The sequence below is a fragment of the Microbacterium sp. EYE_78 genome (genome assembly GCF_023149035.1).
Classification (GTDB): domain Bacteria; phylum Actinomycetota; class Actinomycetes; order Actinomycetales; family Microbacteriaceae; genus Microbacterium.
Genome location: NZ_JAHXMY010000002.1, coordinates 1,223,028 through 1,247,718 on the forward strand (window position 1 = coordinate 1,223,028; position 24,691 = coordinate 1,247,718).

23 protein-coding genes and 2 tRNA genes are annotated in these 24,691 nt (G+C 69.6%); 6 read left to right on the plus strand and 19 right to left on the minus strand.

All coding sequences use genetic code 11. From position 1 onward, the window contains the following. Positions 1-810, plus strand: a complete 810-nt coding sequence (locus KZX17_RS13065; RefSeq protein ID WP_248174368.1) for a MetQ/NlpA family ABC transporter substrate-binding protein — start codon at positions 1-3, stop codon at positions 808-810. Positions 811-934: 124 nt separating this feature from the next. On the opposite strand, the gene KZX17_RS13070 is transcribed toward KZX17_RS13065, so the two are convergent. After that, the gene (locus tag KZX17_RS13070) at positions 935-1,768 is read right to left on the minus strand and encodes a type IV toxin-antitoxin system AbiEi family antitoxin domain-containing protein (protein WP_248174370.1); all 834 of its coding nucleotides are present in this window, start codon (positions 1,766-1,768) and stop codon (positions 935-937) included. A gap of 282 nt (positions 1,769-2,050) precedes the next feature. On the opposite strand from KZX17_RS13070, the gene valS reads away from it, so the two are divergent. Both valS and KZX17_RS13080 read left to right on the plus strand, forming a co-directional pair. Then, on the plus strand, positions 2,051-4,627 hold the full coding sequence (gene valS, locus KZX17_RS13075) for a valine--tRNA ligase (protein ID WP_248174372.1): 2,577 nt from the start codon (positions 2,051-2,053) through the stop codon (positions 4,625-4,627). Positions 4,628-4,629: 2 nt separating this feature from the next. Next, on the plus strand, positions 4,630-4,878 hold the full coding sequence (locus KZX17_RS13080) for a hypothetical protein (RefSeq protein ID WP_248174374.1): 249 nt from the start codon (positions 4,630-4,632) through the stop codon (positions 4,876-4,878). A 7-nt stretch (positions 4,879-4,885) separates the two neighbouring features. Here KZX17_RS13080 and KZX17_RS13085 read toward each other — a convergent pair whose 3' ends face one another. Next, complete coding sequence (locus tag KZX17_RS13085; RefSeq protein WP_248174376.1) at positions 4,886-5,101, minus strand: hypothetical protein; 216 nt, start codon at positions 5,099-5,101, stop codon at positions 4,886-4,888. Further along, positions 5,098-5,700 carry a helix-turn-helix domain-containing protein gene (locus KZX17_RS13090; protein WP_248174378.1) on the minus strand — a complete coding sequence of 201 codons (603 nt, stop codon included), beginning with the start codon at positions 5,698-5,700 and terminating at the stop codon, positions 5,098-5,100. Before KZX17_RS13090 ends, KZX17_RS13085 begins: the two co-directional genes overlap by 4 nt. Positions 5,701-5,795: 95 nt before the next feature. On the opposite strand from KZX17_RS13090, the gene KZX17_RS13095 reads away from it, so the two are divergent. Further along, positions 5,796-7,853: a M3 family metallopeptidase gene (locus KZX17_RS13095; protein WP_248174380.1), complete on the plus strand. Its 2,058-nt coding sequence runs from the start codon at positions 5,796-5,798 to the stop codon at positions 7,851-7,853. A gap of 6 nt (positions 7,854-7,859) precedes the next feature. Here the strand turns inward: KZX17_RS13095 and KZX17_RS13100 are convergent, their stop codons facing one another. The 6 genes from KZX17_RS13100 to KZX17_RS13125 all read right to left on the minus strand — a co-directional run bounded on the left by KZX17_RS13100 (position 7,860) and on the right by KZX17_RS13125 (position 13,034). Beyond that, on the minus strand, positions 7,860-8,414 hold the full coding sequence (locus tag KZX17_RS13100) for a dihydrofolate reductase family protein (protein ID WP_248174382.1): 555 nt from the start codon (positions 8,412-8,414) through the stop codon (positions 7,860-7,862). A gap of 45 nt (positions 8,415-8,459) precedes the next feature. Beyond that, entirely contained in the window at positions 8,460-9,728 is a 1,269-nt protein-coding gene (gene clpX / locus KZX17_RS13105) for an ATP-dependent Clp protease ATP-binding subunit ClpX (protein WP_248174384.1), read from the minus strand. 128 nt (positions 9,729-9,856) lie between these two features. Beyond that, entirely contained in the window at positions 9,857-10,522 is a 666-nt protein-coding gene (locus KZX17_RS13110) for an ATP-dependent Clp protease proteolytic subunit (protein WP_248174386.1), read from the minus strand. Between the two features lie 17 nt (positions 10,523-10,539). Continuing rightward, positions 10,540-11,361, minus strand: coding sequence for an ATP-dependent Clp protease proteolytic subunit (locus KZX17_RS13115; RefSeq protein ID WP_282443621.1), 822 nt, complete (start codon positions 11,359-11,361; stop codon positions 10,540-10,542). Next, a complete protein-coding gene (tig, locus tag KZX17_RS13120; RefSeq protein WP_248174388.1) occupies positions 11,291-12,886 on the minus strand; it encodes a trigger factor in 1,596 nt (531 codons plus the stop codon). The genes KZX17_RS13115 and tig overlap by 71 nt, the downstream gene beginning before the upstream one ends. Positions 12,887-12,960: 74 nt before the next feature. Then, positions 12,961-13,034: transfer RNA gene (locus KZX17_RS13125), tRNA-Pro, on the minus strand. A gap of 91 nt (positions 13,035-13,125) precedes the next feature. On the opposite strand from KZX17_RS13125, the gene KZX17_RS13130 reads away from it, so the two are divergent. Beyond that, positions 13,126-13,199: transfer RNA gene (locus KZX17_RS13130), tRNA-Gly, on the plus strand. Positions 13,200-13,244: 45 nt separating this feature from the next. On the opposite strand, the gene KZX17_RS13135 is transcribed toward KZX17_RS13130, so the two are convergent. From KZX17_RS13135 to KZX17_RS13170, 8 genes are all read right to left on the minus strand, one after another. After that, entirely contained in the window at positions 13,245-15,707 is a 2,463-nt protein-coding gene (locus tag KZX17_RS13135) for an RNA helicase (protein WP_248174396.1), read from the minus strand. After that, positions 15,704-16,459 (minus strand): twin-arginine translocase subunit TatC, encoded by a 756-nt coding sequence (gene tatC, locus KZX17_RS13140; protein ID WP_248174854.1) that lies wholly within the window; start codon positions 16,457-16,459, stop codon positions 15,704-15,706. Before tatC ends, KZX17_RS13135 begins: the two co-directional genes overlap by 4 nt. 61 nt (positions 16,460-16,520) lie before the next feature. Further along, a complete protein-coding gene (gene tatA, locus KZX17_RS13145) occupies positions 16,521-16,772 on the minus strand; it encodes a twin-arginine translocase TatA/TatE family subunit (RefSeq protein WP_248174398.1) in 252 nt (83 codons plus the stop codon). A gap of 57 nt (positions 16,773-16,829) precedes the next feature. Then, a complete protein-coding gene (locus KZX17_RS13150) occupies positions 16,830-17,789 on the minus strand; it encodes a WYL domain-containing protein (RefSeq protein ID WP_248174400.1) in 960 nt (319 codons plus the stop codon). Continuing rightward, positions 17,786-18,799 carry a YafY family protein gene (locus tag KZX17_RS13155; protein ID WP_248174402.1) on the minus strand — a complete coding sequence of 338 codons (1,014 nt, stop codon included), beginning with the start codon at positions 18,797-18,799 and terminating at the stop codon, positions 17,786-17,788. The genes KZX17_RS13150 and KZX17_RS13155 overlap by 4 nt, the downstream gene beginning before the upstream one ends. A gap of 44 nt (positions 18,800-18,843) precedes the next feature. Beyond that, the gene (locus KZX17_RS13160) at positions 18,844-19,812 is read right to left on the minus strand and encodes an FKBP-type peptidyl-prolyl cis-trans isomerase (protein ID WP_248174404.1); all 969 of its coding nucleotides are present in this window, start codon (positions 19,810-19,812) and stop codon (positions 18,844-18,846) included. A gap of 4 nt (positions 19,813-19,816) precedes the next feature. Next, positions 19,817-20,830 (minus strand): tRNA (adenine-N1)-methyltransferase, encoded by a 1,014-nt coding sequence (locus KZX17_RS13165; protein ID WP_248174406.1) that lies wholly within the window; start codon positions 20,828-20,830, stop codon positions 19,817-19,819. After that, entirely contained in the window at positions 20,827-21,507 is a 681-nt protein-coding gene (locus tag KZX17_RS13170) for an HAD family phosphatase (protein WP_248174408.1), read from the minus strand. Before KZX17_RS13170 ends, KZX17_RS13165 begins: the two co-directional genes overlap by 4 nt. Before the next feature lie 79 nt (positions 21,508-21,586). Between KZX17_RS13170 and KZX17_RS13175 the strand changes: the two genes are divergently transcribed. Next, on the plus strand, positions 21,587-22,450 hold the full coding sequence (locus KZX17_RS13175) for a PAC2 family protein (protein ID WP_248174410.1): 864 nt from the start codon (positions 21,587-21,589) through the stop codon (positions 22,448-22,450). Between the two features lie 9 nt (positions 22,451-22,459). On the opposite strand, the gene KZX17_RS13180 is transcribed toward KZX17_RS13175, so the two are convergent. Both KZX17_RS13180 and KZX17_RS13185 read right to left on the minus strand, forming a co-directional pair. Continuing rightward, positions 22,460-23,293 carry an undecaprenyl-diphosphate phosphatase gene (locus KZX17_RS13180; protein WP_248174412.1) on the minus strand — a complete coding sequence of 278 codons (834 nt, stop codon included), beginning with the start codon at positions 23,291-23,293 and terminating at the stop codon, positions 22,460-22,462. Positions 23,294-23,304: 11 nt separating this feature from the next. Then, on the minus strand, positions 23,305-24,603 hold the full coding sequence (locus KZX17_RS13185) for a M20/M25/M40 family metallo-hydrolase (RefSeq protein WP_248174414.1): 1,299 nt from the start codon (positions 24,601-24,603) through the stop codon (positions 23,305-23,307). Positions 24,604-24,691: the final 88 nt, after the last annotated feature.

The window sequence follows — 24,691 nt, forward strand, 5'->3', positions numbered from 1 at the left end:
ATGTCCCCGCGCCGCCTCACCCTCGCCGCAGCCCTCACCGCCGCAGCCGTCGCCGTCCTCGCCGGCTGCGCCCCGGCATCCTCCGGCAGCGGCGACGACGTCCAGACCCTCCGCGTCGGCGCCGTCACCTCGCCGATGACCGACATCGTCGAGGCCGCCGCCGACGAGATCGAGGACGGCTACGAGATCGAGCTCGTCGAGGTCGCCGACTACGTCACCATCAACCAGATGCTCGCCGCCGGCGACATCGACGCCAACTTCTCGCAGCACGAGCCCTACATGCAGGAGTTCAACGCGGCCAACGACGCGTCGCTCGTGGCCGTGCAGCCGATCTACAACTTCACGATCGCGTTCTACTCCAAGACGGTCGACGACATCGAGGATCTGCCCCAGGGTGCGACGGTCGCGATCCCCAACGACGCCTCGAACACCGGCCGCGCGTTGAAGCTGCTCGCCGACGAAGGCGTCGTCACGCTCGCCGAGGGGGTGGACCCGTACGCCGCGACGGTCGACGACATCGCCGAGAACCCGAAGGGCCTCGAGTTCCTCGAACTGCAGATCAACCAGCTCAACACGGCCTACGACGAGGCCGACCTCGTCTTCCAGTGGCCCTCGCACATCGCCGCCCTGGGTCTCACCCCCCAGGACGACGGCCTCATCACCGAGCTCGACGACCGATTCGCCCTGCAGCTCGTCGTCCCGGACGAGGAGAAGGATGCCGCGTCCACCGACGCGCTCGTCGACGCCTTCACGAGCGACCCGGTGCGCGAGATCATCGACGGCAACGAGACGATCGAGACCGCGTTCTGAGACTGCTCGCGCGTCGCTTGCTCGCGCGTCGCTTCGTCGCGCGTCGCTTCGCGAGGAGATGACGCGTCCCGAGGGCCGGATCCCGGCATCCGCTCCTCGGGAACCCGCATCTCCTCGCGAAGCGTCACCGATCGACGAGGTGGAGTCCCTGCGCCACCGCTTGGGCGATCGTGTCCTGCACGACGTGCCAGCGGTGCACGACCTGCGCGTAGCCGACGCGGACGACGTGGTACCCGAGGAGCAGGAGCTCGGCGTCGTGCGCGTTGTCGCCGTCGCGCTGCGCTCCGATGTGCGTGCCGCCGTCGATCTGCAGGACGAGACGATCGCCGATCAGGAAGTCCACCCGATGACCGGCGATCCACGCCTGCGGCACGATCGGCACCCGCAGCCAGGCCAGCCGGGGCGGGATGAAGGACTCGACTCCAGAGCCTGAGAACGGCGACGCGGTGCCGAGGACCTCGCGTGCGCGCCCCCGGAATGGCAGCCGGCGCAGCGCCGGCAGGGAGACGAGTCCCCGTTCGAGAGCCGACTCCCAGATCGCGAGCGCCTCTTCGAACGGCAGGCAGGCCGCGGTGAGGGCGAGGACGTTCTCGATCGGGTCGACGAGCGCGTCCGGCGCGCGCGGCACGATCGGCTCCGCCCAGTGGACGACGGTGCTGGGATCCTCGATCCGCACCGAGCCCGAATGAGCGGATGCCGCCACGTGCGCCGCATCCGCGCGCAGCACCCACAGCCCGAGTCGCTGCGCCTGCGTCACGCACGAGATGACCACTCCCGCCTGCGCGGCCGCTCGCAGCAGCGGATCGCTCGACGGCGTCGCCAGCCACCCCCTCCTCGGGCGCACCAATTCGCCCTCCCGCACCGCTCCGCTCACCGCACGGTCACCGAATCCCAGCCGCCGCACCTGCGCCGCGCGGACGATACCGCCGCGCTGCGCCACGGCATCCGTCACCCTCATGCCCCGAGGATCCGCCGTGTGCCGTCTTGCCTTGGAGCCTCGGCACTGTCTGTGCAGGGATCGCATGTGCGGCGAGCTCGGGAGGAGCCCTCGCGCGTCGCTTCGCGAGGAGATGACGCGTCCCGAGGGCCGGATCCCGGCATCCGCTCCTCGGGAACCCGCATCTCCTCGCGAAGCCGCGCATCCCCACGGTCCCGCATGCGACCCGGCGGTAGACTGAGCGGCAACCCACACTCAGGCACGCTCACACAGTGCCGCACATATCGCTCGAGGAGCCTCACCATGACGAACGCGCACATTCCCGACAAGCCCGCCCTGGAAGGCCTCGAGCAGAAGTGGGATGCCGCGTGGTCCGGCGCCGGCACGTACCTGTTCGACCGCGACGCGGCGAAGGCCAAGGGGCGCGCGGGCGTCTTCTCGATCGACACGCCTCCCCCGACGGCATCCGGCTCGCTCCACATCGGGCACGTGTTCAGCTACACGCACACCGACGTCAAGGTGCGCTACGAGCGCATGCGCGGCAAGACCGTGTTCTACCCGATGGGCTGGGACGACAACGGTCTGCCGACCGAGCGTCGCGTGCAGAACTACTACGGCGTGCGCTGCGACACCTCGCTCCCCTACGACCCGGACTTCACCCCGCCCTTCCACGGTGACGCGAAGAGCCTGAAGCCGGCCGACCAGGTGCCGATCAGCCGTCGCAACTTCATCGAGCTCTGCGAGGAGCTGACGATCGAGGACGAGAAGCAGTTCGAGGACCTGTTCCGCAAGCTCGGTCTGTCGGTGGACTGGACGCAGACGTACCGCACCATCTCGGACGACACGATCCGCACCAGCCAGCTCGCGTTCCTGCGGAACCTCGACCGCGGCGAGGCCTACCAGGCCATGGCGCCCACCCTGTGGGACATCGACTTCCGCTCCGCCATCGCGCAGGCCGAGCTCGAGGACCGCGACCAGCAGGCGTCGTATCACCGCGTCGCCTTCCACAAGAGCGATGGTTCGGGCGACATCCACATCGAGACGACGCGGCCCGAGCTGCTTCCCGCCTGCGTGGCGCTCGTGGCGAACCCCGACGACGAGCGCTACCAGCCGTACTTCGGCTCGACGGTGCGCACCCCGCTGTTCGACGTCGAGGTGCCGATCCTCCCCCACCCGCTCGCGGTGAAGGACAAGGGCACCGGCATCGCGATGATCTGCACGTTCGGCGACGTGACCGACATCATCTGGTGGCGCGAGCTCGACCTGCCGAACCGCACGATCCTCGGTCGCGACGGCCGCATCATCGACGAGGCCCCCGACGTGCTCGTGACGGATGCCGCGAAGGCCGCCTATGCCGAGCTCGCCGGCAAGACCGTGTTCAGCGCCAAGAAGCGCATCGTGGAGCTCCTGCAGGAATCCGGTGAGCTGCTCGAGGTCTCGAAGCCGTTCACGCACCCGGTGAAATTCTACGAGAAGGGCGACCGCCCTCTCGAGATCGTCTCGACGCGCCAGTGGTACCTCCGCAACGGCGCCCGCGACGGGGAGCTGCGCGACAAGCTCATCGACATGGGCCGCGGCATGGGCTGGCACCCGGACTTCATGCGTGTGCGCTACGAGAACTGGACGAACGGCCTCACCGGCGACTGGCTCGTCTCGCGGCAGCGCTTCTTCGGCGTGCCGATCCCGGTCTGGTACGGCCTCGACGAGAACGGCGAGCGGGACTACGACCGCGTGCTGACCCCCGATCTCTCGCGTCTGCCGGTCGACCCGACCACGGACGTGCCGGACGGCTACACCGAGGACCAGCGCGGCGTGCCCGGCGGCTTCGACGCCGAGCGCGACATCTTCGACACCTGGGCGACGTCCTCCCTCACCCCGCAGCTCGCGGGCGGGTGGGAGCGCGACCCCGAGCTCTGGGACCTCGTGGCACCGTTCGACGTCCGCCCGCAGGGTCAGGACATCATCCGCACATGGCTGTTCTCCACGATGGTGCGCTCCGTGCTCGAGGACGGCCGCGCGCCGTGGACGGATGCCGCCATCTCCGGCTTCATCGTCGACCCCGACCGCAAGAAGATGTCGAAGTCGAAGGGCAACGTCGTGACGCCCGCGGACATCCTCGACGCGCACGGGACCGACGCGGTCCGCTACTGGGCGGCCTCCAGCCGCCTCGGCGCCGACGCGGCGTTCGACCCCCAGAACCCGACGCAGGTGAAGATCGGCCGCCGCCTCGCGATCAAGGTGCTGAACGCGGCCAAGTTCGTGCTGTCGTTCCCCGTCCCCGAGGACGCCCGCATCACCCACGCGCTCGACGCGTCGATGCTCGCGACCCTCGACCAGGTCGTCCGGGATGCCACGAAGGCCTTCGACGCCTTCGATCACGCCCGGGCGCTGGAGATCACCGAGGCGTTCTTCTGGACGTTCTGCGACGACTACCTCGAGCTCGTGAAGGAGCGCGCCTACAACCAGGCCGACGCCGGCCAGGCATCGGCCGCCCTCGCGCTGCGCACGGCGCTGTCGACGCTGCTGCGCCTGCTCGCCCCCGTGCTGTCGTTCGCCGCCGAGGAGGCGTGGTCCTGGTTCGAGGAGGGCTCGGTGCACACCGCGTCCTGGCCCGAGACGCTCGGCATCGAGGGCGACCCCGCCGTGCTCAAGACCGTCGGCGAGGCGCTGATCAGCGTGCGTCGTGCGAAGACCGAGGCCAAGGCCTCGCAGAAGACGCCCGTCGATTCCCTCACCATCACGGGTCCGGATGCCGCACTCGACGCCATCCGCTCCGCTGAGGGCGACCTCGCCGCAGTGGGACGCATCGCGCAGGTCTCGTACGCGTCCGGTGACACGGTGTCGGTCGGCGACATCGTCCTGACCACGCAGGAGGTCTGACCATGCAGCTCGGAACCAGGTGGACCAGCGGCGACGAGCCGCCCCGTGCCGTGCCGGAGATCCTGCGCGAGCAGATCGCCGCAGTCGACACCGCGGTCGATCAGGACCCGCTGGGGCAGCCTCGACCGCGGTGGACCCTGACGTGGCTCGAAGGCCGCCCCGTCGCGGAGCTCGAGAACGGCGTCGTGGTGCGGGTCGACCGCGAGGGCGAGGTCGTCGTCGGGCACATCGACGACGACGGGATGTCCTGACCGGCGCTCACACGCGAGGGTGACGTGCGAGGTGCGTGAGCGCGTGCTCGCGCGTCTGCTCGGCGTGCCGGTCCGCCGCTGATCGAGCGATCGACCGCTCGGCGCGCCGCAGCATCCGGGCCCCGATCGTCCGCTGCACCGCCGCCGCACCCGCGAGCAACGCGGCCTCGAGGCGGGTCGGGCGCGCGGCGGCGTCGAACGCCGGGATCGTGATGGTGGTCATCGTCCGTCTCCGTCCTCGGGCAGTGCGAACACGTCCACCCGCACGGTGAACGGCAATCGATCGGGGTCCTCCTCGTGCCCGCGCGCACCCGCGGCCACCTCGTCGACGATCGCCGAGAGACGCACGATCATGTCCCGCGCTTGCGCTCGCGTGAGGTGGATGTTGGCGGTGGAGATCATCGCTGACCCGTCGTCATCCTTGTCGGGAGCCGCGATGCTCTCGCTCACGTGGCGCATGAGCTGCTGCTGGCGGCGTCCGAGGAACTCCGTCATGATCAGCTGCGTCGCCGACCGAATGCCCGGCGACGCGAGCGCCTCGGGACTGTCGAAGGACACGCTTTTGTCGGAGCGTTCCCACCAGCGCTCCCGCGCCGACCCGCGCTCGGGGATCTCGCGGATGAGCTCCTGCTTGGCCAGTGCCCGCAGGTGGTAGCTCGTCGATCCGGACGACTCACCTGTCCGCTCGGCCAGCGAGCTCGCCGTCTGCGGGCCGTACTGCGACAGGATGTCGAACAGCTGCACCCGCAGCGGGTGCGCGAGCGCGCGGAGCGCTCCGGCATCCAGCTTGCGGTCTTCGCGGACGGTGGTCTGTTCGGTCACAGTGCAAAGGTACCTTTGCAGAAGAATCTTTGCAAGGATGTCTTTGCATCCAACGCGAAGACGGCAGCGCCGCGCCCGGGACGTACGCTGGGACGATGACGGATGCCGCTGCGAACCCGCTCCTCTCGCCCTCCCCCCTCCCGTTCTCGCTGCCGGACTACCCGTCCATCCGGCCCGCCCACTACCTCCCTGCGTTCGAGCACGCCTTCGCGGTGCACCGCGCTGAGATCGACGCGATCGCGACCTCCGCCGACCGGCCGAGTTTCGAGAACACCCTCGTCGCGCTGGAGCGCTCCGGTGAGCTGCTGGGTCAGATCGCTCGTACCTTCTATACGGTCTCCTCCGCCGACGCGACATCCGAGATCCAGGAGATCGACGAGCATCTCGCTCCCCTGATGTCCGCGCACCAGGACGCCGTGACGCTCGACTCGCGCCTGTATGCGCGCGTCGCCGAGGTGTACGCGGAGCGGGAGCGACTCGGCCTCACGGGCGAGGATCTGCACCTGGTCGAACGCACCTACCGCGAGATGACCAACGCCGGGGCCGGACTGGACGACGCCGACAAGACCGTCCTCACCGAGCTCAACCAGCAGCTGTCCGTCCTCACCACGACCTTCGAGAAGAACCTGCTGGCCGACACCAACGACCTCGCCGTCGTCTTCGACGACGCTGCGGACCTCGACGGGCTGACCGAGGGTGAGCTCTCCGCGGCCGCACGCAACGCCGCCGACCGCGGCCTCGACGGGAAGTTCGTCATCACGCTGACGCTGTTCACCGGGCATCCCTATCTCTCATCGCTCACCTCGCGCGACAGCAGGAAGCGCCTCATGGACGCGTCCCGCAGCCGCGGCAGACGCGGCAACGACAACGACAACCGCGATGTGCTCACCGAGATCGTCCGCCTGCGCTCCGAACGCGCGCGCGTCCTCGGCTACGAATCGCACTCGGCGTATGTGACCGCCGACGAGACCGCGGGTTCACCCGAAGCGGTGCACGAGCTGCTCCGCCGTCTCGCCGTACCCGCGGCGGAGAACGCCAGTCACGAGCAGGCGGCGCTGCAGGCGATCATCGACGGCGACGGTGACGGGTTCGCACTCGAGGCCCACGACTGGGCCTTCTACACCGAACGCGTCCGTGCCGCACGCTACGACCTGGACCGCACGGCGCTCCGGCCGTGGTTCGAGGCCGAGCGGGTGCTCACGGACGGCGTCTTCCGCGCCGCGACCGAGCTCTACGGCATTACCTTCGTCGAGCGCCCGGACCTGCCGGCCTACCACTCCGGCGCCCGGGTGTTCGAGGTTCGCAACGAGGACGGTTCGCACCTGGGCCTGTACATCCTCGATCTCTACACCCGCGATTCGAAGCGCGGCGGCGCGTGGATGAACTCGATCGTGTCGCAATCAGCCCTCCGCGGCACGGCGCCGATCGTCGTCAACAACCTGAATGTGCCGCAGCCGGCCCCCGGCAGCCCCACCCTGCTGACACTCGACGAGGTGACGACGCTCTTCCACGAATTCGGGCATGCGCTGCACGGGTTGTTCGCAACGGTCACCTACCCGCACTTCGCCGGAACCGCGGTCTTCCGCGACTTCGTCGAGTTCCCGAGCCAGGTGAACGAGATGTGGATCTTCTGGCCCGAGATCCTCACCGCCTACGCCCGGCACGTCGACACCGACGAGCCGCTCCCCGCCGACGTGGTCGATCGCTTGCGCGCCTCGGAGTCCTTCAACCAGGGGTTCGCGACGAGCGAGTACCTCGCCGCGTCGTGGATCGACCAGGCATGGCACAGCCTCGACGCCGACGAGGCGGCGTCGGAGATGGACGTCGACGGTTTCGAGGCGACGGCGCTGGCCGACATCGGCCTCGACAACCCCGCCGTCCCCACTCGCTACTCCTCGACGTACTTCGCGCACATCTTCTCGGGTGGGTACAGCGCCGGCTATTACTCCTACATCTGGAGCGAGGTGCTCGACGCCGACACCGTCGAGTGGTTCCGCGAGAACGGCGGGCTGACCAGAGCGAACGGCGACCGCTTCCGGCAGCGCCTGCTGGGCGTCGGCGGATCGAAGGATCCGCTCGAGGCGTACCGCGACTTCCGCGGCCGGGATGCCCGCATCGAGCCGTTGCTCGAGCGACGCGGACTCACCGGCTGACACCGGTCAGCCGCGCACCTCGTACACGAGTCGTGCGAACTGTCCGACCGCGTCGGCCGACCTGAGCCGCAGACGGTCCGATTCGATGCGTCGCGGCAGCAGCGGCGCGCCCCCGTCGAGGAACACCGGCGCGACCGAGACCGCGATCTCATCGAGCGCGCCGACATCCAGGAACTGACCGGCGAGGTCCCCGCCCCCCACGACCCAGATGTCCCCGTCACCCGCGGCCTCACGCAACCGCGGCAGAACGGATGCCACGTCCCCCCGCACGAAGGTCACATCGGCGCCCTCCGGGGCCGGCAGGTCGCGGGTCGTGAAGACGAACGTCGGACGGTCGCCGTGGAACTCGCGCCACCGTTCCGGGTTCGCGAGGATGTCCGACTCGGCGAGCACCCACTCGTAGGTGGTCGAGCCCTCGACGAGCACGGTCGCCCCGTGCGGGAGAAGGGTGTCGTCGGGAGTCTCGCCGTTCTCGACGGCGAACAGCCAGGCGAGCGAGTTCTGAGCGTCCGCGATGAAGCCGTTGACCGAGGTGGCGGTGTCGAAGAGGATGCGTCCCATGGCCGCGACGCTACCGGCGACCGCCGACATCGCGGCGGTCCCGGGTCAGGCGCTCTTGCGCTTCTGACGCAGGACGAGCGTCGGCGGAGCGCCGTCGTCGACGGCCGCACGGGTGACGATGACCTTGTCGACGTCCTCGGCCGACGGGATCTCGAACATGATCGGTCCGAGCACGTCCTCGAGGATCGCACGGAGCCCGCGCGCGCCGGTCTTGCGCGCCACCGCCAGATCGGCGATCGCTCGCAGCGCCTCGTCCTCGAACTCGAGCTCGACGCCGTCCAGCTCGAACATCCGCTGATACTGCTTCACGAAGGCGTTCTTCGGACCGGTGAGGATCTCGATGAGCGCCGTCTGATCCAGCGGCGACACGGTGGTGACGACGGGCAGGCGACCGATGAACTCGGGGATGAGCCCGAACTTGTGCAGGTCCTCGGGCTGGACGTCGCGGAAGACGTCGAGCTCCTGCTCCTTGTCCTGCAGCGGAGCCCCGAACCCGACGCCGTGCTTTCCCACGCGGGACGAGATGATGTCCTCGAGACCGGCGAACGCACCCGCGACGATGAACAGGACGTTCGTCGTGTCGATCTGGATGAACTCCTGGTGCGGATGCTTTCGGCCGCCCTGCGGCGGGACCGACGCGACGGTTCCCTCGAGGATCTTCAGCAGCGCCTGCTGCACGCCCTCGCCCGAGACGTCCCTCGTGATCGACGGGTTCTCGGCCTTTCGGGCGATCTTGTCGACCTCGTCGATGTAGATGATGCCGGTCTCCGCGCGCTTGACGTCGAAGTCGGCGGCCTGCAGGAGCTTGAGGAGGATGTTCTCGACGTCCTCACCCACGTAGCCGGCCTCGGTCAGCGCGGTCGCGTCCGCGACCGCGAAGGGGACGTTGAGACGCTTCGCGAGCGTCTGCGCGAGGTAGGTCTTGCCGCACCCGGTCGGGCCGAGCAGCAGGATGTTGCTCTTCGCGATCTCGACCTCGTCCGCGCGCTGCTCGGCGGACTGGATGGTGCCGCGTGCGCGGACGCGCTTGTAGTGGTTGTAGACCGCGACGGCCAGCGCCCGTTTCGCAGGGTCCTGACCGACGACGTACTCCTCGAGGAAGCTGAAGATCTCGCGCGGCTTCGGCAGGTCGAACTCGGCGACCTCCCCGTCGCCGGACTCCGCCATCCGCTCCTCGATGATCTCGTTGCACAGCTCGACGCACTCGTCGCAGATGTAGACGCCGGGACCGGCGATCAGCTGCTGCACCTGCTTCTGGCTCTTCCCGCAGAACGAGCACTTGAACAGGTCGGCGCTCTCACCGATGCGTGCCATGTGCTCCCCCTCAGGATTCGTGGTGGTGATGATGAGCCTAATCGCAGAATCCGACACGGGGTGGATTGCGACGCGAGTGTGGACGACGACGCCCCGCCGACGGATCGGCGGGGCGTCGGGTCCAGCGGTCAGGCCGTGATGGCGGCCGGGGTCCGCTTGCGCGAGGTCAGGACCTGGTCGACGATGCCGTACTCGAGCGCTTCCTGCGCCGAGAGGATCTTGTCGCGGTCGATGTCCTTGTTGACCTGCTCCACAGAACGGTTGGTGTGGCGGGCCATCGTCTCCTCGAGCCAGGTGCGCATGCGGAGGATCTCCGCCGCCTGGATCTCGATGTCGGACGCCTGCCCGTGCCCGGACTCGCCGACCGCAGGCTGGTGCATCAGGATGCGGGCGTTGGGAAGCGCGAGTCGCTTGCCGGTGGCGCCGGCGGCGAGCAGCACGGACGCCGCCGAGGCCGCCTGGCCGAGGACGACCGTCGAGACCTGAGGCGAGATGTACTGCATCGTGTCGTAGATCGCCGTCATCGCGGTGAACGAGCCACCGGGCGAGTTGATGTACATGATGATGTCGCGGTCGGGGTCCATCGACTCGAGGACCAGGAGCTGCGCCATCACGTCATCGGCGGACGCGTCGTCGACCTGCACGCCGAGGAAGATCACGCGGTCTTCGAACAGCTTGTTGTACGGGTCCTGACGCTTGTAGCCGTAGGCGGTGCGCTCCTCGAACTGCGGCAGGATGTACCGGCTCGAGGGCATCATGTCGCTCTGCACGCGACCGAAGATAGGGGTGTTCATGCGTTGTCCTCCGACGCTCAGTTCTCGGTCCCACCGCCGCCGGCGACGTCGGCAGCGTGCTCGCGGATGTGGTCGACGAAGCCGTACTCGAGGGCTTCCTCGGCGGTGAACCAGCGGTCGCGGTCACCGTCGGCGTTGATCTGCTCGACCGACTTGCCGGTCTGGGCGGAGGTGATCTCGGCGAGACGGTTCTTCATCGAGATGATGAGCTGCGCCTGGGTCTGGATGTCGCTCGCGGTGCCGCCGAACCCGCCGTGGGGCTGGTGCAGCAGGACGCGGGCGTTGGGCGTGATGTAGCGCTTGCCCTTCGTGCCGCTGGTCAGCAGCAGCTGGCCCATCGAGGCGGCCATGCCGATACCGACGGTGACGATGTCGTTCGGCACGAACTGCATCGTGTCGTAGATCGCCATACCCGCGGTGATCGAGCCACCGGGCGAGTTGATGTAGAGGTAGATGTCCTTCTCGGAATCCTCGGCCGCGAGCAGCAGGATCTTGGCGCAGATCTCGTTCGCGTTCTCGTCGCGCACCTCGGAACCGAGCCAGATGATTCGGTCCTTCAGCAGCCGGTCGAAGACACTGGTCGCCATAAGGGGTTCAGCCATGGATGCTCTCCTGGATTCGTGTTCGTGCTTCGAATCTAGTGGCGCGTTCCGAGCGTCTCGCCCGTGTTCGCCATGGGCATACCAGGGGCGGCATCGACTGCCTCCGGCGCCCGGAAACGACGACGGGCGGTGGGGCCCGAAGGCACCCACCGCCCGTCGGTGAGGGTCACTCGCTGTCGGCGGCCTTCTTGGTCGTGCGCTTGGCGGGAGCCTTCTTCGCGGGCTCCTCAGCGGCATCCGCGTCGGCCTTCTTGGCGGCCGGCTTCTTCGCGGGAGCCTTCCTCGCGGCGGGCTTCTCGTCCGCAGCGTCGGCGGCGTCGGCCTCCTTCGCGGCGGGCTTCTTGGCCGGCGCCTTCTCGGCGGGAGCCTTCTTGGCGGGAGCCTTCTTGGCGGGAGCCTTCTTGGCGGGAGCCTTCTTGGCGGGAGCCTTCTTCGCGGCGGGCTTCTCGTCCGCGGTCTCGGCGGCGTCGTCCGCAGCCTCGTCCTCATCCGCGGCGAAGCCGGTCAGGTCGACCTTCTTGCCGGCGGTGTCGACGACGGTCACCTTGCCGAGCGCGACCGCGAGGGCCTTGTTGCGGGCGACCTCGCCGACCATGAGGGGGATCTGGTTGCCCTCCTGGAGCGCGTTGACGAAGTCCTGCGGCGACATGCCGTACTGCGACGACGACTGGATGAGGTACTGCGTCAGCTCGTCCTGCGACACCTGCACCTCGTGCTTCTCGGCGATCTTGTCGAGGACCATCTGGGTGCGGAACTGCTTCTCGCTCGCCTCGGCGACCTCGGCGCGGTGCACGTCGTCCTCCAGACGCCCCTCGTTCTCGAGGTGGGCGTGGACCTCGTCCTCGACGAGCTTCGGCGGGACGGGGATGTCCGACTTCTCGATCAGGACCTCGATGAGCTTGTCCCGCGCCGCGGAACCCTGCGTGAAGACGGCCTGCTGCGAGACGCGCTCGACGAGGCTCTCGCGGAGCTCGGCGATGGTGTCGAACTCGGAAGCGACCTGCGCGAAGTCGTCGTCGGCCTCGGGGAGCTCGCGCTCCTTGACCGCCTTGATGGTCACGGCGACCTCAGCCTCTTCGCCGGCGTGGTCGCCGCCGACGAGCTTCGAGCGGAAGGTGGTGTCCTCACCGGCGGTGAGCGACTCGACGGCCTCGTCGATGCCCTCGAGGAGCTCTCCCGAGCCGACCTCGTACGACACGCCCTCGGCACGGTCGATCTCGTTGCCGTCGATCGTGGCGACGAGGTCCAGCTCGACGAAGTCGCCGGCCTTGGCCGGTCGGTCGACCGTGACGAGCGTGCCGAAGCGGCTGCGGAGCTTGTCGAGCTCCTCGTCGACGGCGGCCTCGTCGGTCTCGACGGCGTCGACCTCGATGGTGATGTCGTCGTAGGACGGCAGCTCGAACTCCGGTCGGACGTCGACCTCGACCTCGACCTTGAGGTCGCCCGAGAAGTCCTTCGTGCTCGGCCACTCGACGATCTCCGCCGCGGGGCGGCCGACGATGCGGACCTCGTTCGCGCTGACCGCCTGGCGGTAGAACTCGTCGAGTCCTTCGCTCACCGCGTGCTCGAGGACGGCCTCGCGCCCGATGCGCTGGTCGATGATCGGGGCGGGGACCTTGCCCTTGCGGAAGCCCGGGATCTGCACGTCGCGCGCGATGTGCTCGTACGCGTGGGCGATGCTCGGCTTGAGCTCTTCGGGGGTGACCGTGATGTGGAGCTTCACCCGGGTCGGGTTGAGCTGCTCGACGGTGCTGGTGACCATGCCTGTCGTTCTCCTTGTCCGGCCGCACACACGCGCGTCCGTTTTGGGTGGTCTGGGTTCGTGGGGCCGTGTTGTCGGGGCGACAGGATTTGAACCTGCGACCTCCCGCTCCCAAAGCGGGCGCTCTACCAAGCTGAGCTACGCCCCGGGCGCGCACGCTGGCGAGCGCCGAAAAACGGCCGTTGGTCAGTCTAGCCGACGCGGACCTGTAGACTCTTCAGGATGCCGCGGGCAGCCGCGGGGGCGTAGCTCAATGGTAGAGCTCCAGTCTTCCAAACTGGTGGCGCGGGTTCGATTCCCGTCGCCCCCTCCATCAGCCCCGATCCACCGCCGGTGGGTCGGGGCTTCATCGTTCCGGTCAGACGGAGCTGTACGCGACGATGCCGCGGCGCACGGCATCCAGCGCCTTCCGGGCGGTGCCCGCGACGTCCGCGTCCGCAACGATGGAGAGCTGGTCGAGCAGGTCGATCGTCTGCTTCGACCAGCGGACGAAGTCGCCGGCGGCCATGTCGGCCTCCTGAAGGACCAGGTCGAGGGATGCGCCGCGCGCCCAGGAGTTCATCGCCTGCGCGAGCCCGGTGGCCACGGCTTCGGTGCCGGGAAGGTGGTGCTCCTGCTCGAGGTCGTCGAGACGGCTCCACAGGTCCTGCGTCCGGTGCAGGGCCTCGCGGAACGGCCCGCGCGGCAGTCGGTATTCGCCGGCCTCGTCCCGTCGCGGCTCGTACACGAGACAGCAGGCCAGGGCAGCGAGCCCGGCGGGATCGAGGTCGCGCCACAGTCCGCGTCGGAGCGATTCGGCGACCAGCAGATCGCGTTCGCCGTAGATGCGGCGCATCGTGCGCCCCTCCGCCGTCAGCGAGGCGGCGCCGTCCGCGTCGAAGGCGACGTAGTCGAGCTCGGCCAGGACGTCGATGATGCGGTCGAAGATGCGCGCCACCGTGCCCGTGCGGGTCTCGATGTCGCGCCGCATCCGATCGGTCTTCCGACGGAGCTTCCAGTACCGCTCCGCCCACCGGGCGTGGTTCTCGCGATCGGGGCACGAGTGGCAGGGATGCCGCTGCATGCGACGACGCAGCGACTGGATCTCGTTCTGCCGCTGCTGTCGGATGCGGGCTGGCGCCGTCCGGTCGGCCCGGTTCAGCTTCTCCGCGTCGCTCAGGTCGCGGCGGATCCCCGAGTACTCGGCGTAGTCCCCGCGATCGCAGGTCATGGATTTCTCGTAGCCGGCGAGGGATGCCTCGGCATCCTTCACCTGCCGAGCCAGCCCGACGACCGCGCGGTCGGCCTGGAACTGGGCGAAGGAGGATTCGAGGATCTCGCGTGCGCGGTCGCGCCCGAACTGATCGATGAGGTTCACGGCCATGTTGTAGGTGGGCCGGAAGCTGGAGTTCAGCGGGTAGGTGCGGCGCGAGGCGAGCGCGGCGACCGCCTGCGGGTCCAGCCCCTCGGTCCACTGGACCACGGCGTGCCCCTCGACGTCGATCCCGCGACGCCCCGCGCGGCCGGTCAGCTGGGTGTACTCCCCCGACGTGATGGCGACCCGCGCCTCGCCGTTGAACTTCTCGAGCTTCTCGAGCACGACCGTGCGGGCGGGCATGTTGATGCCGAGCGCCAGCGTCTCGGTGGCGAAGACCACCTTCACGAGCTTGCGCTGGAAGAGCTCCTCGACGACCTCCTTGAAGGCCGGGAGCAGCCCCGCGTGGTGGGAGGCGATCCCGCGCTCCAGATTGTCGCGCCACTCCCAGTAGCCGAGGACGGCGAGGTCCTCGTCCTGCAGCGCACGCATCCGCTCGTCGATGATCCAGCGGATCTCGTCGCGTTCGGGCGTGCTGGTCAGACGCACCCCGGCCCGGCGGACCTGCTGGACGGCGGCGTCGCATCCGACGCGGCTGAAGATGAAGAAGATGGCCGGCAGGAGGTTCGCCCGACCGAGCATCTCGACGACCTGGGGACGGTCCATCCGCTCGATCCGCGCCGCCGTGGACGGCCGCACGGGACGCGTGCCGCCCCGGTGCGGACGACGGCCCTCGCGGCCCCCGTGCGAGCGGTGCTCCATGGCACGCCGATTGTTCTCGTAGGCGGCGCCCTTCGGCGAGCGGATGCGGGTGAGCTCCTGATTGACCTGCGCCGTGGCGACGCCGGCACGGTCGTCGAACAGCGGGAGCAGGTCGCCGCGGACGAGGACGTGCTGCTCCAGCGGCACGGGGCGCGTCTCGGAGACGACGACCGCCGTGTCACCCCGGACGGTGTCGAGCCAATCGCCGAACTCCTCGGCGTTGGACACGGTGGCCGAGAGGGAGACGAGTCGGACGGACGGCGGGAGGTGCAGGATGACCTCCTCCCACACGGGTCCCCGGAACCGGTCGGCGAGGTAGTGCACCTCGTCCATGACGACGTACCGGAGTCCTCGCAGCGCCGGGGAGTCCGCGTAGAGCATGTTGCGGAGCACCTCGGTGGTCATGACGACCACGCGGGCGTTCCCGTTGATGTTGGTGTCGCCGGTGAGGAGGCCGACCTCGCTCTCGCCGTAGACCTCCTGCAGCTCGCGGAACTTCTGGTTCGACAGCGCCTTCATCGGCGTCGTGTAGAACGCCTTGTCCCCGGGCTCGCGCATCGCCATGTGCACGGCGAACTCGCCGACGATCGTCTTGCCGGCGCCGGTGGGCGCGGCGACCAGGACGCTCCGTCCCTCCTCCAGCGCGTGACACCCGGCGATCTGGAACGGGTCCAGCTCGAACCGCTGCAGCGAGGCGAAGAACGCGGTGACGGGGTGGACGCGGTCGGCCTGGGCCCGCGCGAACCGCGACGCGGGGTCGCTCACGCGGCCGATCCGAGCAGGGCCGCTTCCCGCTTGCCTCGTCGGCGGTCGAACAGCATCGAGAGTCCCGCCGCTGCGAAGAAGAGGATGGTGAGGATGACGGCGAGCACGAGCATGCTCACGACGTCGGCTGCGGGGGTGGCCGCACCCGCGAAGACCGTGGCGATCACGATCGCGACACGCCAGCCCTTCATGATCTCGCGTCCCGTCATCACGCCCGCCAGGTTCAGCGCGACGAGGAACACCGGCGTGACGAACGAGACGCCGACGACGAGGAGCAGCTTGAAGGTGAAGTCGTAGTAGTACTTCGCGTCGTAGAAGTTCGACGCGCCGGTGGGTGTGAACCCCGCCATCAACTCGACGAGGTGCGGCAGCATGATCCACCCGAAGAAGGCACCGCTGAAGAAGAGGGGGACGGCCGCGGCGACGAAGCCGACGGTGTACCGGACCTCCTTCCGCGTGAGACCCGGCATGAGGAACGCCCAGATCTGCCAGAGCCAGACAGGCGCCGAGAGCAGGAGACCGACCGCGAACGCGATGCGGATGCGGAGGTCGAAGGCCGACGTGACGGTGGCGAACATGAGGGTCACCGCCCCCTCGTCACCGCGGCGTTCGGCGACGACGCGGATGGGTTCGGTCATCGCCCAGATGATGCCGTCGGTGAGGATGAACGAGACGATCATGCCGACGACGAGGGCCGCGGCAGCGATGAGCACGCGTTTGCGGAACTCTCGCAGATGATCGCCGAGCGTCATCCGCTTGTCGCGGTAAGGGACGTCGTCGCTCTTCGCGTCCCTCTCGGTGGTGGTCACCGGGTCAGGACGTGGGACCCTGCGATGGGCCCTGCGCAGGCGGCGGGGTCAGCGGCGTGACGGATGACGGTGCATGCGGCGCCTGGTGGTTCGGCGTCTCGGCGGGACCGTCCTCCTCCTTCATCGCCTTCATCTCGCCCTTGAAGACGCGAGCCGACTGGCCGACGCTCTTCGCGAGCGCGGGCAGCTTCGCCGCACCGAACAGAAGCAGGATCACCGCCAGGACGATGAGCAGGTGCCATCCTTGCAAGCCCATGAAAGCTCCTCAGGTCGGGGTCTCACGCCAGTCTAACCGGCCTCGCGGAGGGCGGCCTCAGCGATAGTGGGCGAGCCCGGCATCCGCCCACTCGGCCGCGGCGGCCCTGGCGGACGGCGGGGCGACGATCTCGACGTCCCCGCCGAGACGCGTCGCGATCCGCTTCAGGCTGCGCTCGTCCGCGACGCGGACGCGGATCCTGCGGAACTCACCCGAGCCCGAGACCGCGGCCTGCGCGACGAAGTCCCCGAGGAGCGGAACGACGTCGGCGCGGCAGCGCAGCTCGACGAGCGGGTCGGAGTCCGCCGGCTGGAACAGCCCCGGCACGGCGTCGGCGCCGTGCAGACTCGGGATGCCGGTCACCTCGACGTCCGAGACCCGGTCCAGATGGAAGGTGCGCACCGCCTCGCGCAGGTGACACCAGCCCTGCAGGTACCACTGGCCGTCGGCGATGTGCACCTTGACGGGGTCGACCGTGCGCGTGGTCGGCGCGGCATCCGGCGCCTGGTAGGTGAACGAGACCGCCACACCGCGCGAGAGCGCCTCGGCGACCGCGGTGCGCACGCCGTCCACGGCCGGCGTCGCGACGATCACCTCGGCGGGCGAACTCGAGGCGCCTCGTGCCAGCTTGGCGAGCAGTCCCTGCACCACACCGCTGTCCCCGACACCCGGGAGCGAGGCCGCGAGCTGCAAGCCGGCCAGCAGCGCCGCCGCCTCGCGCGCGGTCAGGCGCGGCGTCCGCTCGAGCCCCACGGAGTTGGTGAGGGAGATGCGGTCCTGCTCGTCGAGCAGATCCCAGTCGATGTCGAAGAGGTCGTTGGCCATCTGCCAGAAGCCGCCCTCGCCCGGAAGGCCGATGACCGTGAGCTTCTCGACCATCTCCCGCATCTCCTCGGGCGCGACGTCGAAATCAGCAGCGGCGTCGGCGAGCGAGACCTCCCCCTTCGCGATGAGGTACGGAACGAGCTGCAGGATGAGCGATGCGCGGTCGGTCGCGACCAGGGGCAGCGGACTCACGAGGCTGCACCTCCCGGCATCCCGCCGTGTACATCGGATGCCCGGCGCAACCGCTCGATCACGTCCCGCCGGAGAGCGGCGGGTTCGACCACCCGGACCTCGGGACCGTACGAGGCGAGCTCGTCGGCGAAGACCTGCGCGTCGACGTACGGCACGCGGATGCCCTGCTCGGCGTCGCTCGAGACGGCGCGGCGCAGGAGCCGCAGCGCGGCCTCGGTGCCGGGTTCGACCTCGAGCAGCGCGCGCTGCCGCTCCGCGACGGCGGCCAGACCCGCCAGCGCCTGCTCACCGGCACCGTCGCGGAGTGAGAGGTCGAACGGCGTGCGGGTCACGACGACCGCGGAGGAGATGCGGGTGAGCAGGAAGGTCCGCTCCGCGCCCTGACCGAGATCGAAGCCGTACACGTGCCAGCGCCCCTCGTAGTCGATGAGCGCCAACGGCTGCACGCGGCGGCGATGGGCGGCATCCGACCCGCCCTTGATGTAGTCGAACTCGACCACCCGCCCCTGCTCGATCGCTCGCTGAAGCGGCGCGAAGGAGGGCTCGCGCAGGCTGATGCGGGGTGCGTAGCCGATGATGGGCGCGTCCACGTCGATGCCGAGGGCCCGGATCTTGCGGAGCCCGCTGCGCGCGGACGCCGACATTGACGTCTCGCCCCACACGCCGCTCGCGAGGTTGAGGACGGCGATCTCGGCGGGGGTGAAGTCGATGTCGACCGGGAGGGAGTACTCCGCGGTCGGGATGCGGTAGCGCGCCTCGCGGAGGTCGTCGGGGTCCGCGTAGTCGCCGATCGTCTCGATCGGGACGCCCAGGGAGCGGAGGCTCTCCTTGTCGCGTTCGAACATCTTCTCGAGTGCGTCCTTCGACGCACCGGCATCGGACTGCTCGCGATAGCCCGACACGGACGAGAGGATGGCGTCCTTCGTCAGTCCTTGTTCCGTCGCGAGCAGCGCGACGACGAGGTTGACGAGACGTTCCTCGGGCGCGCTGCGGATCGGTTCGGTGGGCACCCTGCAATCCTAGGCACTGCCGGCCCCTGCGTCGGGGCGGACCCTCACTGTGTCGGGGCGGGCTGCTCGGTCGTGATGTCGTCGATGCCGAGGATGTCGATCACGAAGACGAGGGTCGAACCGCCCGGGATAGTGCCGGAGTCCTCGTCGCCGTAGCCGAGCTCCGGCGGGATGACGACCAGCACCTGGGAGCCGACGGTCTGGCCCTCGATCGCCTGGGCGAACCCGTCGACGACACCGTCGAGCGAGAACGTCTGCGGGGAGCCGTTCTGCCACGAGGAATCGAACACCTCTCCGGTCTCCCAGAGGACGCCGGTGTAGTGCACCCGCGGGCGCGAGTCGGCGTCGATGACCGCACCGTCACCCTTCTTGAGGGTCTTGACCACGAGGTCTGCCGGCGGCGCGGCGTCCGGAACGACGATCCCGGGCGTGCCGTCGGGGGCCAGGACGACCGTCGGGATGCCGCTGCCGTCGACGTACTGCGGCGTCCCGTTCGCGGCGGCGAGGAACACCGTGTTGAGGTCGAGGACGACGACCGCGGACTGATCCTCGTCGATGCCGATCTGCGACACGACCTCGGCGGGGAGATCGGATGCCGGGATCGCGCCGACCGTGCGGGAGCCCGGACGGGCGCACTGCAGCATGTCCGCGACCCCGGTGAAGGTGTCGTCGAGCGTGGCGACGGACACCACGGTCGTGGGCGCGGCGAGGACGGTCTGACCGGTCGCCCCGTTCAGGACCGCGATCCCGACCTGGACGTCCTGTGCCGAGGTCGTGATCGGCGTGCCCGATCCCTCCGCCAGATCGGTGAACGCGGTCTTCGTCACGTAGACGGGCGCAGTCGTCGTGGCGGCGGGCTGACCCTGCTCGCCCGTCACATCCACGAGCGCGAGCGAGGACGCGTCCGATGTCGTGCGGTCGCACGCGGCCGCGGCGGATCCGCCGGGTGCGCAGCCGACCAGTGCGAGCGCGGTGAGGCCGAGCGCGGCCACGGCAGCGGGAATTCGACGCATTCGCTCAGTCTACGGTGTCGTCCGACCGGTCTCCGGACGCCTGACGGGCTCCCTCGACCGCGCGCTGGGCGTCGCGGACCCGCTTGCGCAGATTCTTGTCGGTGATCTCGCGATCACCGACGGCGCCCGGGGTCCAGGCCTCGACGTCCGCGTCCGCATAGGACGGCTTCTTGAGCGCCCGCTTGCGGACGTCGGGCGGCATGGCGCCCGGTGCCAGCCGTCGCGCCGTGAGCAGGAACCCGGTGTGCGCGACCATGCGGTGATCCGGGCGCACCGCCAGTCCTTCGACGTGCCAGCCGCGCACCATGGTCTCGGTCGCCTCGGGCTCGGTGAACAGGCCCGAGTGGCGGATGTACTCGGCGACCCGGCTGAGCTGGGTCGCCGTCGCGATGTAGCAGAGCACGACGCCACCGGGGGTCAGCGCCTCGGCGACCGCGTCGATGCACTCCCAGGGCGCCAGCATGTCGAGGACGACCCGGTCGACCGTTCCGGGATCGGCGACGCGAGGGAGCTCCTCGACGAGGTCGCCGACGACCACGTTCCATGCATCGGGGTAGTGGCCGAGGAAGGTCTCCACGTTGGCCTCGGCGACCTGGGAGAACTCCTCCCGGCGTTCGAACGAGTGGAGTCTGCCGGAGGTGCCGATGGCCCGCAGCAGCCACAGCGACAGCGCACCCGAGCCGACGCCCGCCTCGACGACGGTCGCGCCCGGGAAGATGTCCGCGGCGGCGAGGATCTGGGCGGCGTCCTTCGGGTAGACGATCGCCGCCCCGCGCGGCATGGACATCACGAAGTCGCGCAGCAGCGGACGGAGCGCCAGGTATTCGTGGCCGCCGCTGCCCACGACCACCGAGCCGTCGGGCTGGCCGATGATGCCCTCGTGGCGGAGCACGCCGTGGTGGGTGTGCAGCTCACCGCCCTCGCGCAGGGTGATCGTGTGCAGGCGACCTTTGGGGCCCGTCAGCTGCACCCGGTCGCCGAGACGGAACGGTCCGCTGGGGCGCAGATCGGCGCTCACGCGTCCACCTCCGCCCGCGCGGAGGCGAAGACGGCGGCGACGTCCGCGACGCTGCGACCCTCGAGCGTGTCCCATAGCGCGTGCGCCCCGACCTCGCCGAGCGGGATCATGTGCGGGATGCCGACGGTCACCGCGCCCGATGCGATCGCCGAGCGGGCGCCGTTGACCGAGTCCTCGAACGCCACCGTGTCGGCGGGCGCGACGCCCAGCGCCTCGCACGCCTGCAGGTACGGGTCGGGGTGGGGCTTCGGCCGGGCCACGTCGTCGCCGCCGATGACGAGGTCGAACGCATCGAAGTCGATGAGGTCGACGATCTCGCGGGCCATCCTGCTCATCGACATGGTCACGAGCGCCGTGGGGACGCCCGCGGCGCGCAGCTCGCGCAGCAGCTCCCGTGCACCCGGACGGAACGGGACGCCGAGCTCACGCAGCTGGCGCAGCACCTCGTCGGTCAGATGCGCGACGATCTCATCGACCTCCAGCCGGACGCCCGCGCCCTGGAGGATGCGGGCGGCGTCCTCGAGCCCCAGACCGACCATGCCGAGCGCCTGCTCGTGGGTCCAGGAGCCGCCGAAGCGCTCGACGAGCGGGGTCTCGGCGGCCATCCAGTACGGCTCGGTGTCGACGAGGGTGCCGTCCATGTCCCAGAGGACCGCGGCGGGAAGGGGGGAAGTCACCGGTCAATCGTATGCGAGCACCTCTGCCCGCCCCTGTGAGCGCGGGCGTATCGTGGGGGTACCGACAGAGAGGACGTCCGTGCAGGGACTGGGACAGCGGGTGCTCGTGATCGCCTTCGACGGCTGGAACGACGCCGGAGAGGCGGCGACGGCCGCGGCATCCCAGCTGCGTTCCTCGGGTGAGTTCGAGAAGGTCTTCGGGGTCGATCCCGAGCTCTATTTCGACTACCAGTACACGCGGCCGCAGATGCGTCTCGATCCCGACGGCGCTCGCCGACTCGTGTGGCCCGATGCCACGCTGTGGCGCCCGGCCGCCCGGCACCCCGAGGGCGTCGACCTCTGGCTGCTGACCGGCACGGAGCCGGCGCGGGCGTGGCAGGCGTTCGCTGCGGAGTTCGTCGACGCCGCGCTGCGCGAGGACATCACCGGCATCGTCGCCCTCGGGTCGATGATGAGCGATGTCCCCCACACGCGACCGATCTCGGTCTTCGCCGGGTCGGAGAACGAAGAGCTCCGCAGTGCGCTCGAGCTCGAGCGCTCGACGTACGAAGGCCCCGTCGGCATCCTCTCCGCGCTCGCCGCGGCCGGTGAGGCCGCCGGCATCCCGACCGCCGGGCTCTGGGCGAGTGTGCCGCACTACGTCGCGGGCCACACGCCCTCCCCCAAGGCCACGCTGGCCCTGCTGGACAAGCTGTCGGAGATCACCGGGGCCGTCATCGAACGCGGTGTCCTGCCGGCCGACGCTCTCGCGTGGGAGGCCTCGATCGACGCGGCCGCCGCAGACGACGAGGAGATGACGGAGTACATCAAGCAGCTGGAGAGCACCCGGGACGCCTGGGACTCCCCGGAGGCATCCGGCGACGCGATCGCCCAGGAGTTCGAGCAGTACCTGCGCCGCCGCGGCGACGGACCGCGCGGGCCGAAGGACGACCCCCGGCGCTGACGCGGCGGATCAGTACGCCTGCAGCGCTCCGGTCGCGAGCAGCACGATCAGCACCGCGCCGAGGACGACCCGGTAGACGACGAAGGGCAGGAAGCTGCCCTTCTTCAGGTAGCGCATCAGGTAGGCGATGACGGCGAGCCCGACACCGAAGGAGACCACTGTCGCGACGGCGGTCTCGCCGAGGCTGAACACCGACTCGCCGGGTTCGCGGATCGCCTGGACGAGCTCGTAGAGCCCGCTGCCGAAGACGGCGGGGACGGCGAGGAGGAAGGCCACCTCGGCGGCCGCCGGCCGCGTGTACCCGAGCGCGAGTCCGGCCGTCGTGGTGGCGCCCGAGCGCGAGACGCCCGGGATCAGGGCGAGTGCCTGCGCGAAGCCGAGCGTGAGACCGTGCCCCATCGTCAGGTCCTTCTCGGTGCGCACCCGTCGGCCCAAGGCGTCGGCGACGCCGAGGATCACACCGAAGACGATCAGGACGATCGCGACGAGCCAGAGGTTCCGGAACGTGTCGCGGATGACGTCCTGGAAGAGGAAGCCCAGCACGCCGATCGGGAGGGTGCCGATGATGACGATCCAGCCCATGCGGGCATCGGGGTCGTTCCGCGGGATTCGGCCCGTGAGCGATTTCGCCCACGCCGCGATGATCCGAACGATGCGGTTCCAGAAGTAGACGAGGACGGCGAGCTCGGTCCCGATCTGCGTGATCGCGGTGAACGTGGCACCCGGGTCCTCGGCCGACGGGAGGAACTCCCCCACGATGCGCAGGTGTGCGCTCGAGGAGATCGGCAGGAACTCGGTCAGGCCCTGGACGATGCCGAGGATGATCGCCTCGATGAACTGCATGCGGGGGCCTTTCAGTACGTACGGAGCAGATCGGTGAGCACGCGCTGCCCGAAGACCAGCGCGTCGATGGGGACGCGCTCGTCGACACCGTGGAACATGCCGGTGAAGTCCAGGTCGGCGGGCAGTCGCAGCGGTGCGAAGCCGAACCCCGCGATGCCGAGTTCGGCGAGGGCCTTGTTGTCGGTCCCTCCCCCCATAAGGTACGGGATCACCGGGATTCCGGGATCATGCCGCCCCAGCGCGCCGACCATCGCGTCCACGAGATCCCCGGCGAAGGGGACCTCGAGTCCGATGTCCCGGTGCACGACCTCGATGACGATGTCGTCGCCGACGATGCGCTGGACCTGGGCGATGACGGCGTCCTCGTGCCCAGGCAGGGTGCGGACGTCGATCGCGGCGGTTGCCGCATCCGGGATCACGTTGTGCTTGTAGCCGGCGGTCAGGCCCGTGGGGTTGGTGGTGGTGCGGAAGGTGGATCGGAGGAAGGCGGATGCCGGGCCCGCCGCGTCCGCGACGGTGTCGGGGTCATCGGCCGGAGTCCCGGAGATGTCGGCGAGCGACCCGACGAGCTGGCGGGTGGTCGAGGTCAGCTCGATCGGCCACCCCGTGCGGCCGAGGGCGGCGACGGCTTCGGCGAGGCGGGTGACCGCGTTGTCGGGGTGATGACGGCTGCCGTGGCCTGCGAGCCCCTTGGCATGCAGCCGGATCCAGATGAGCGCCTTCTCCCCCACCTGCAGCAGGTAGGCGCGCGTGTCGCCGACGGCGATCGAGTAGCCGCCGACCTCGCTGATCGCCTCGGTCGCGCCCGCGAACCACTCCGCGCGGTCCTTCACGACGAGCTGCGATCCCTCGACGCCGCCGTTCTCCTCGTCGGCGAAGAACGTGACGATGAGGTCGCGCTCGGGCTGCTCGCCGGCGCGGAGGATGTCGGCCACCGAGGTGAGGATCATGGCGTCCATGTCCTTCATGTCGACGGCGCCGCGTCCCCAGAGCATGCCGTCCTTCACCACGCCGGCGAACGGGTCGACGCTCCAGTCGTCGGCCACGGCGGGGACGACGTCGAGGTGACCGTGCAGGATCAGCGCGGGCTTGTCGCGGTCGCGGCCCGGGATGCGCGCCGTCACGTTGGTGCGACGAGGGACCGGCTCGTAGTACTCCGGGGTGAGGCCGAGGGACTCCAGGTAGGCGCCGACGTACTCCGCCGCCTCCCGCTCGCCGTGCGCGCGGCCCTCCCCGTAGTTCGTCGTGTCGAATCGGATCAGGTCGCGCGCGACGCGCGCGACCTCGGGCAGATCGTCGTGAGCGGACATCCCCCCACGCTAGCGGCGCTCGTGACGGCGGCTCGGACTGCGACCGAAAACGACGAATGGGCCCCGTTTCCGGGACCCATTCTGACTC

Coding starts and splice junctions, on each gene's coding strand:
- KZX17_RS13065 (WP_248174368.1), top strand. CDS start 1: ATGTCCCCGCGCCGCCTCACCCTCGCCGCAGCCCTCACCGCCGCAGCC.
- KZX17_RS13070 (WP_248174370.1), bottom strand. CDS start 1,768: ATGAGGGTGACGGATGCCGTGGCGCAGCGCGGCGGTATCGTCCGCGCG.
- valS (WP_248174372.1), top strand. CDS start 2,051: ATGACGAACGCGCACATTCCCGACAAGCCCGCCCTGGAAGGCCTCGAG.
- KZX17_RS13080 (WP_248174374.1), top strand. CDS start 4,630: ATGCAGCTCGGAACCAGGTGGACCAGCGGCGACGAGCCGCCCCGTGCC.
- KZX17_RS13085 (WP_248174376.1), bottom strand. CDS start 5,101: ATGACCACCATCACGATCCCGGCGTTCGACGCCGCCGCGCGCCCGACC.
- KZX17_RS13095 (WP_248174380.1), top strand. CDS start 5,796: ATGACGGATGCCGCTGCGAACCCGCTCCTCTCGCCCTCCCCCCTCCCG.
- KZX17_RS13100 (WP_248174382.1), bottom strand. CDS start 8,414: ATGGGACGCATCCTCTTCGACACCGCCACCTCGGTCAACGGCTTCATC.
- clpX (WP_248174384.1), bottom strand. CDS start 9,728: ATGGCACGCATCGGTGAGAGCGCCGACCTGTTCAAGTGCTCGTTCTGC.
- KZX17_RS13110 (WP_248174386.1), bottom strand. CDS start 10,522: ATGAACACCCCTATCTTCGGTCGCGTGCAGAGCGACATGATGCCCTCG.
- KZX17_RS13115 (WP_282443621.1), bottom strand. CDS start 11,361: ATGCCGCTGAGGAGCCCGCGAAGAAGGCTCCCGCCAAGCGCACGACCA.
- tig (WP_248174388.1), bottom strand. CDS start 12,886: ATGGTCACCAGCACCGTCGAGCAGCTCAACCCGACCCGGGTGAAGCTC.
- tatC (WP_248174854.1), bottom strand. CDS start 16,459: ATGACGCTCGGCGATCATCTGCGAGAGTTCCGCAAACGCGTGCTCATC.
- tatA (WP_248174398.1), bottom strand. CDS start 16,772: ATGGGCTTGCAAGGATGGCACCTGCTCATCGTCCTGGCGGTGATCCTG.
- KZX17_RS13160 (WP_248174404.1), bottom strand. CDS start 19,812: ATGCGTCGAATTCCCGCTGCCGTGGCCGCGCTCGGCCTCACCGCGCTC.
- KZX17_RS13180 (WP_248174412.1), bottom strand. CDS start 23,293: ATGCAGTTCATCGAGGCGATCATCCTCGGCATCGTCCAGGGCCTGACC.
- KZX17_RS13185 (WP_248174414.1), bottom strand. CDS start 24,603: ATGTCCGCTCACGACGATCTGCCCGAGGTCGCGCGCGTCGCGCGCGAC.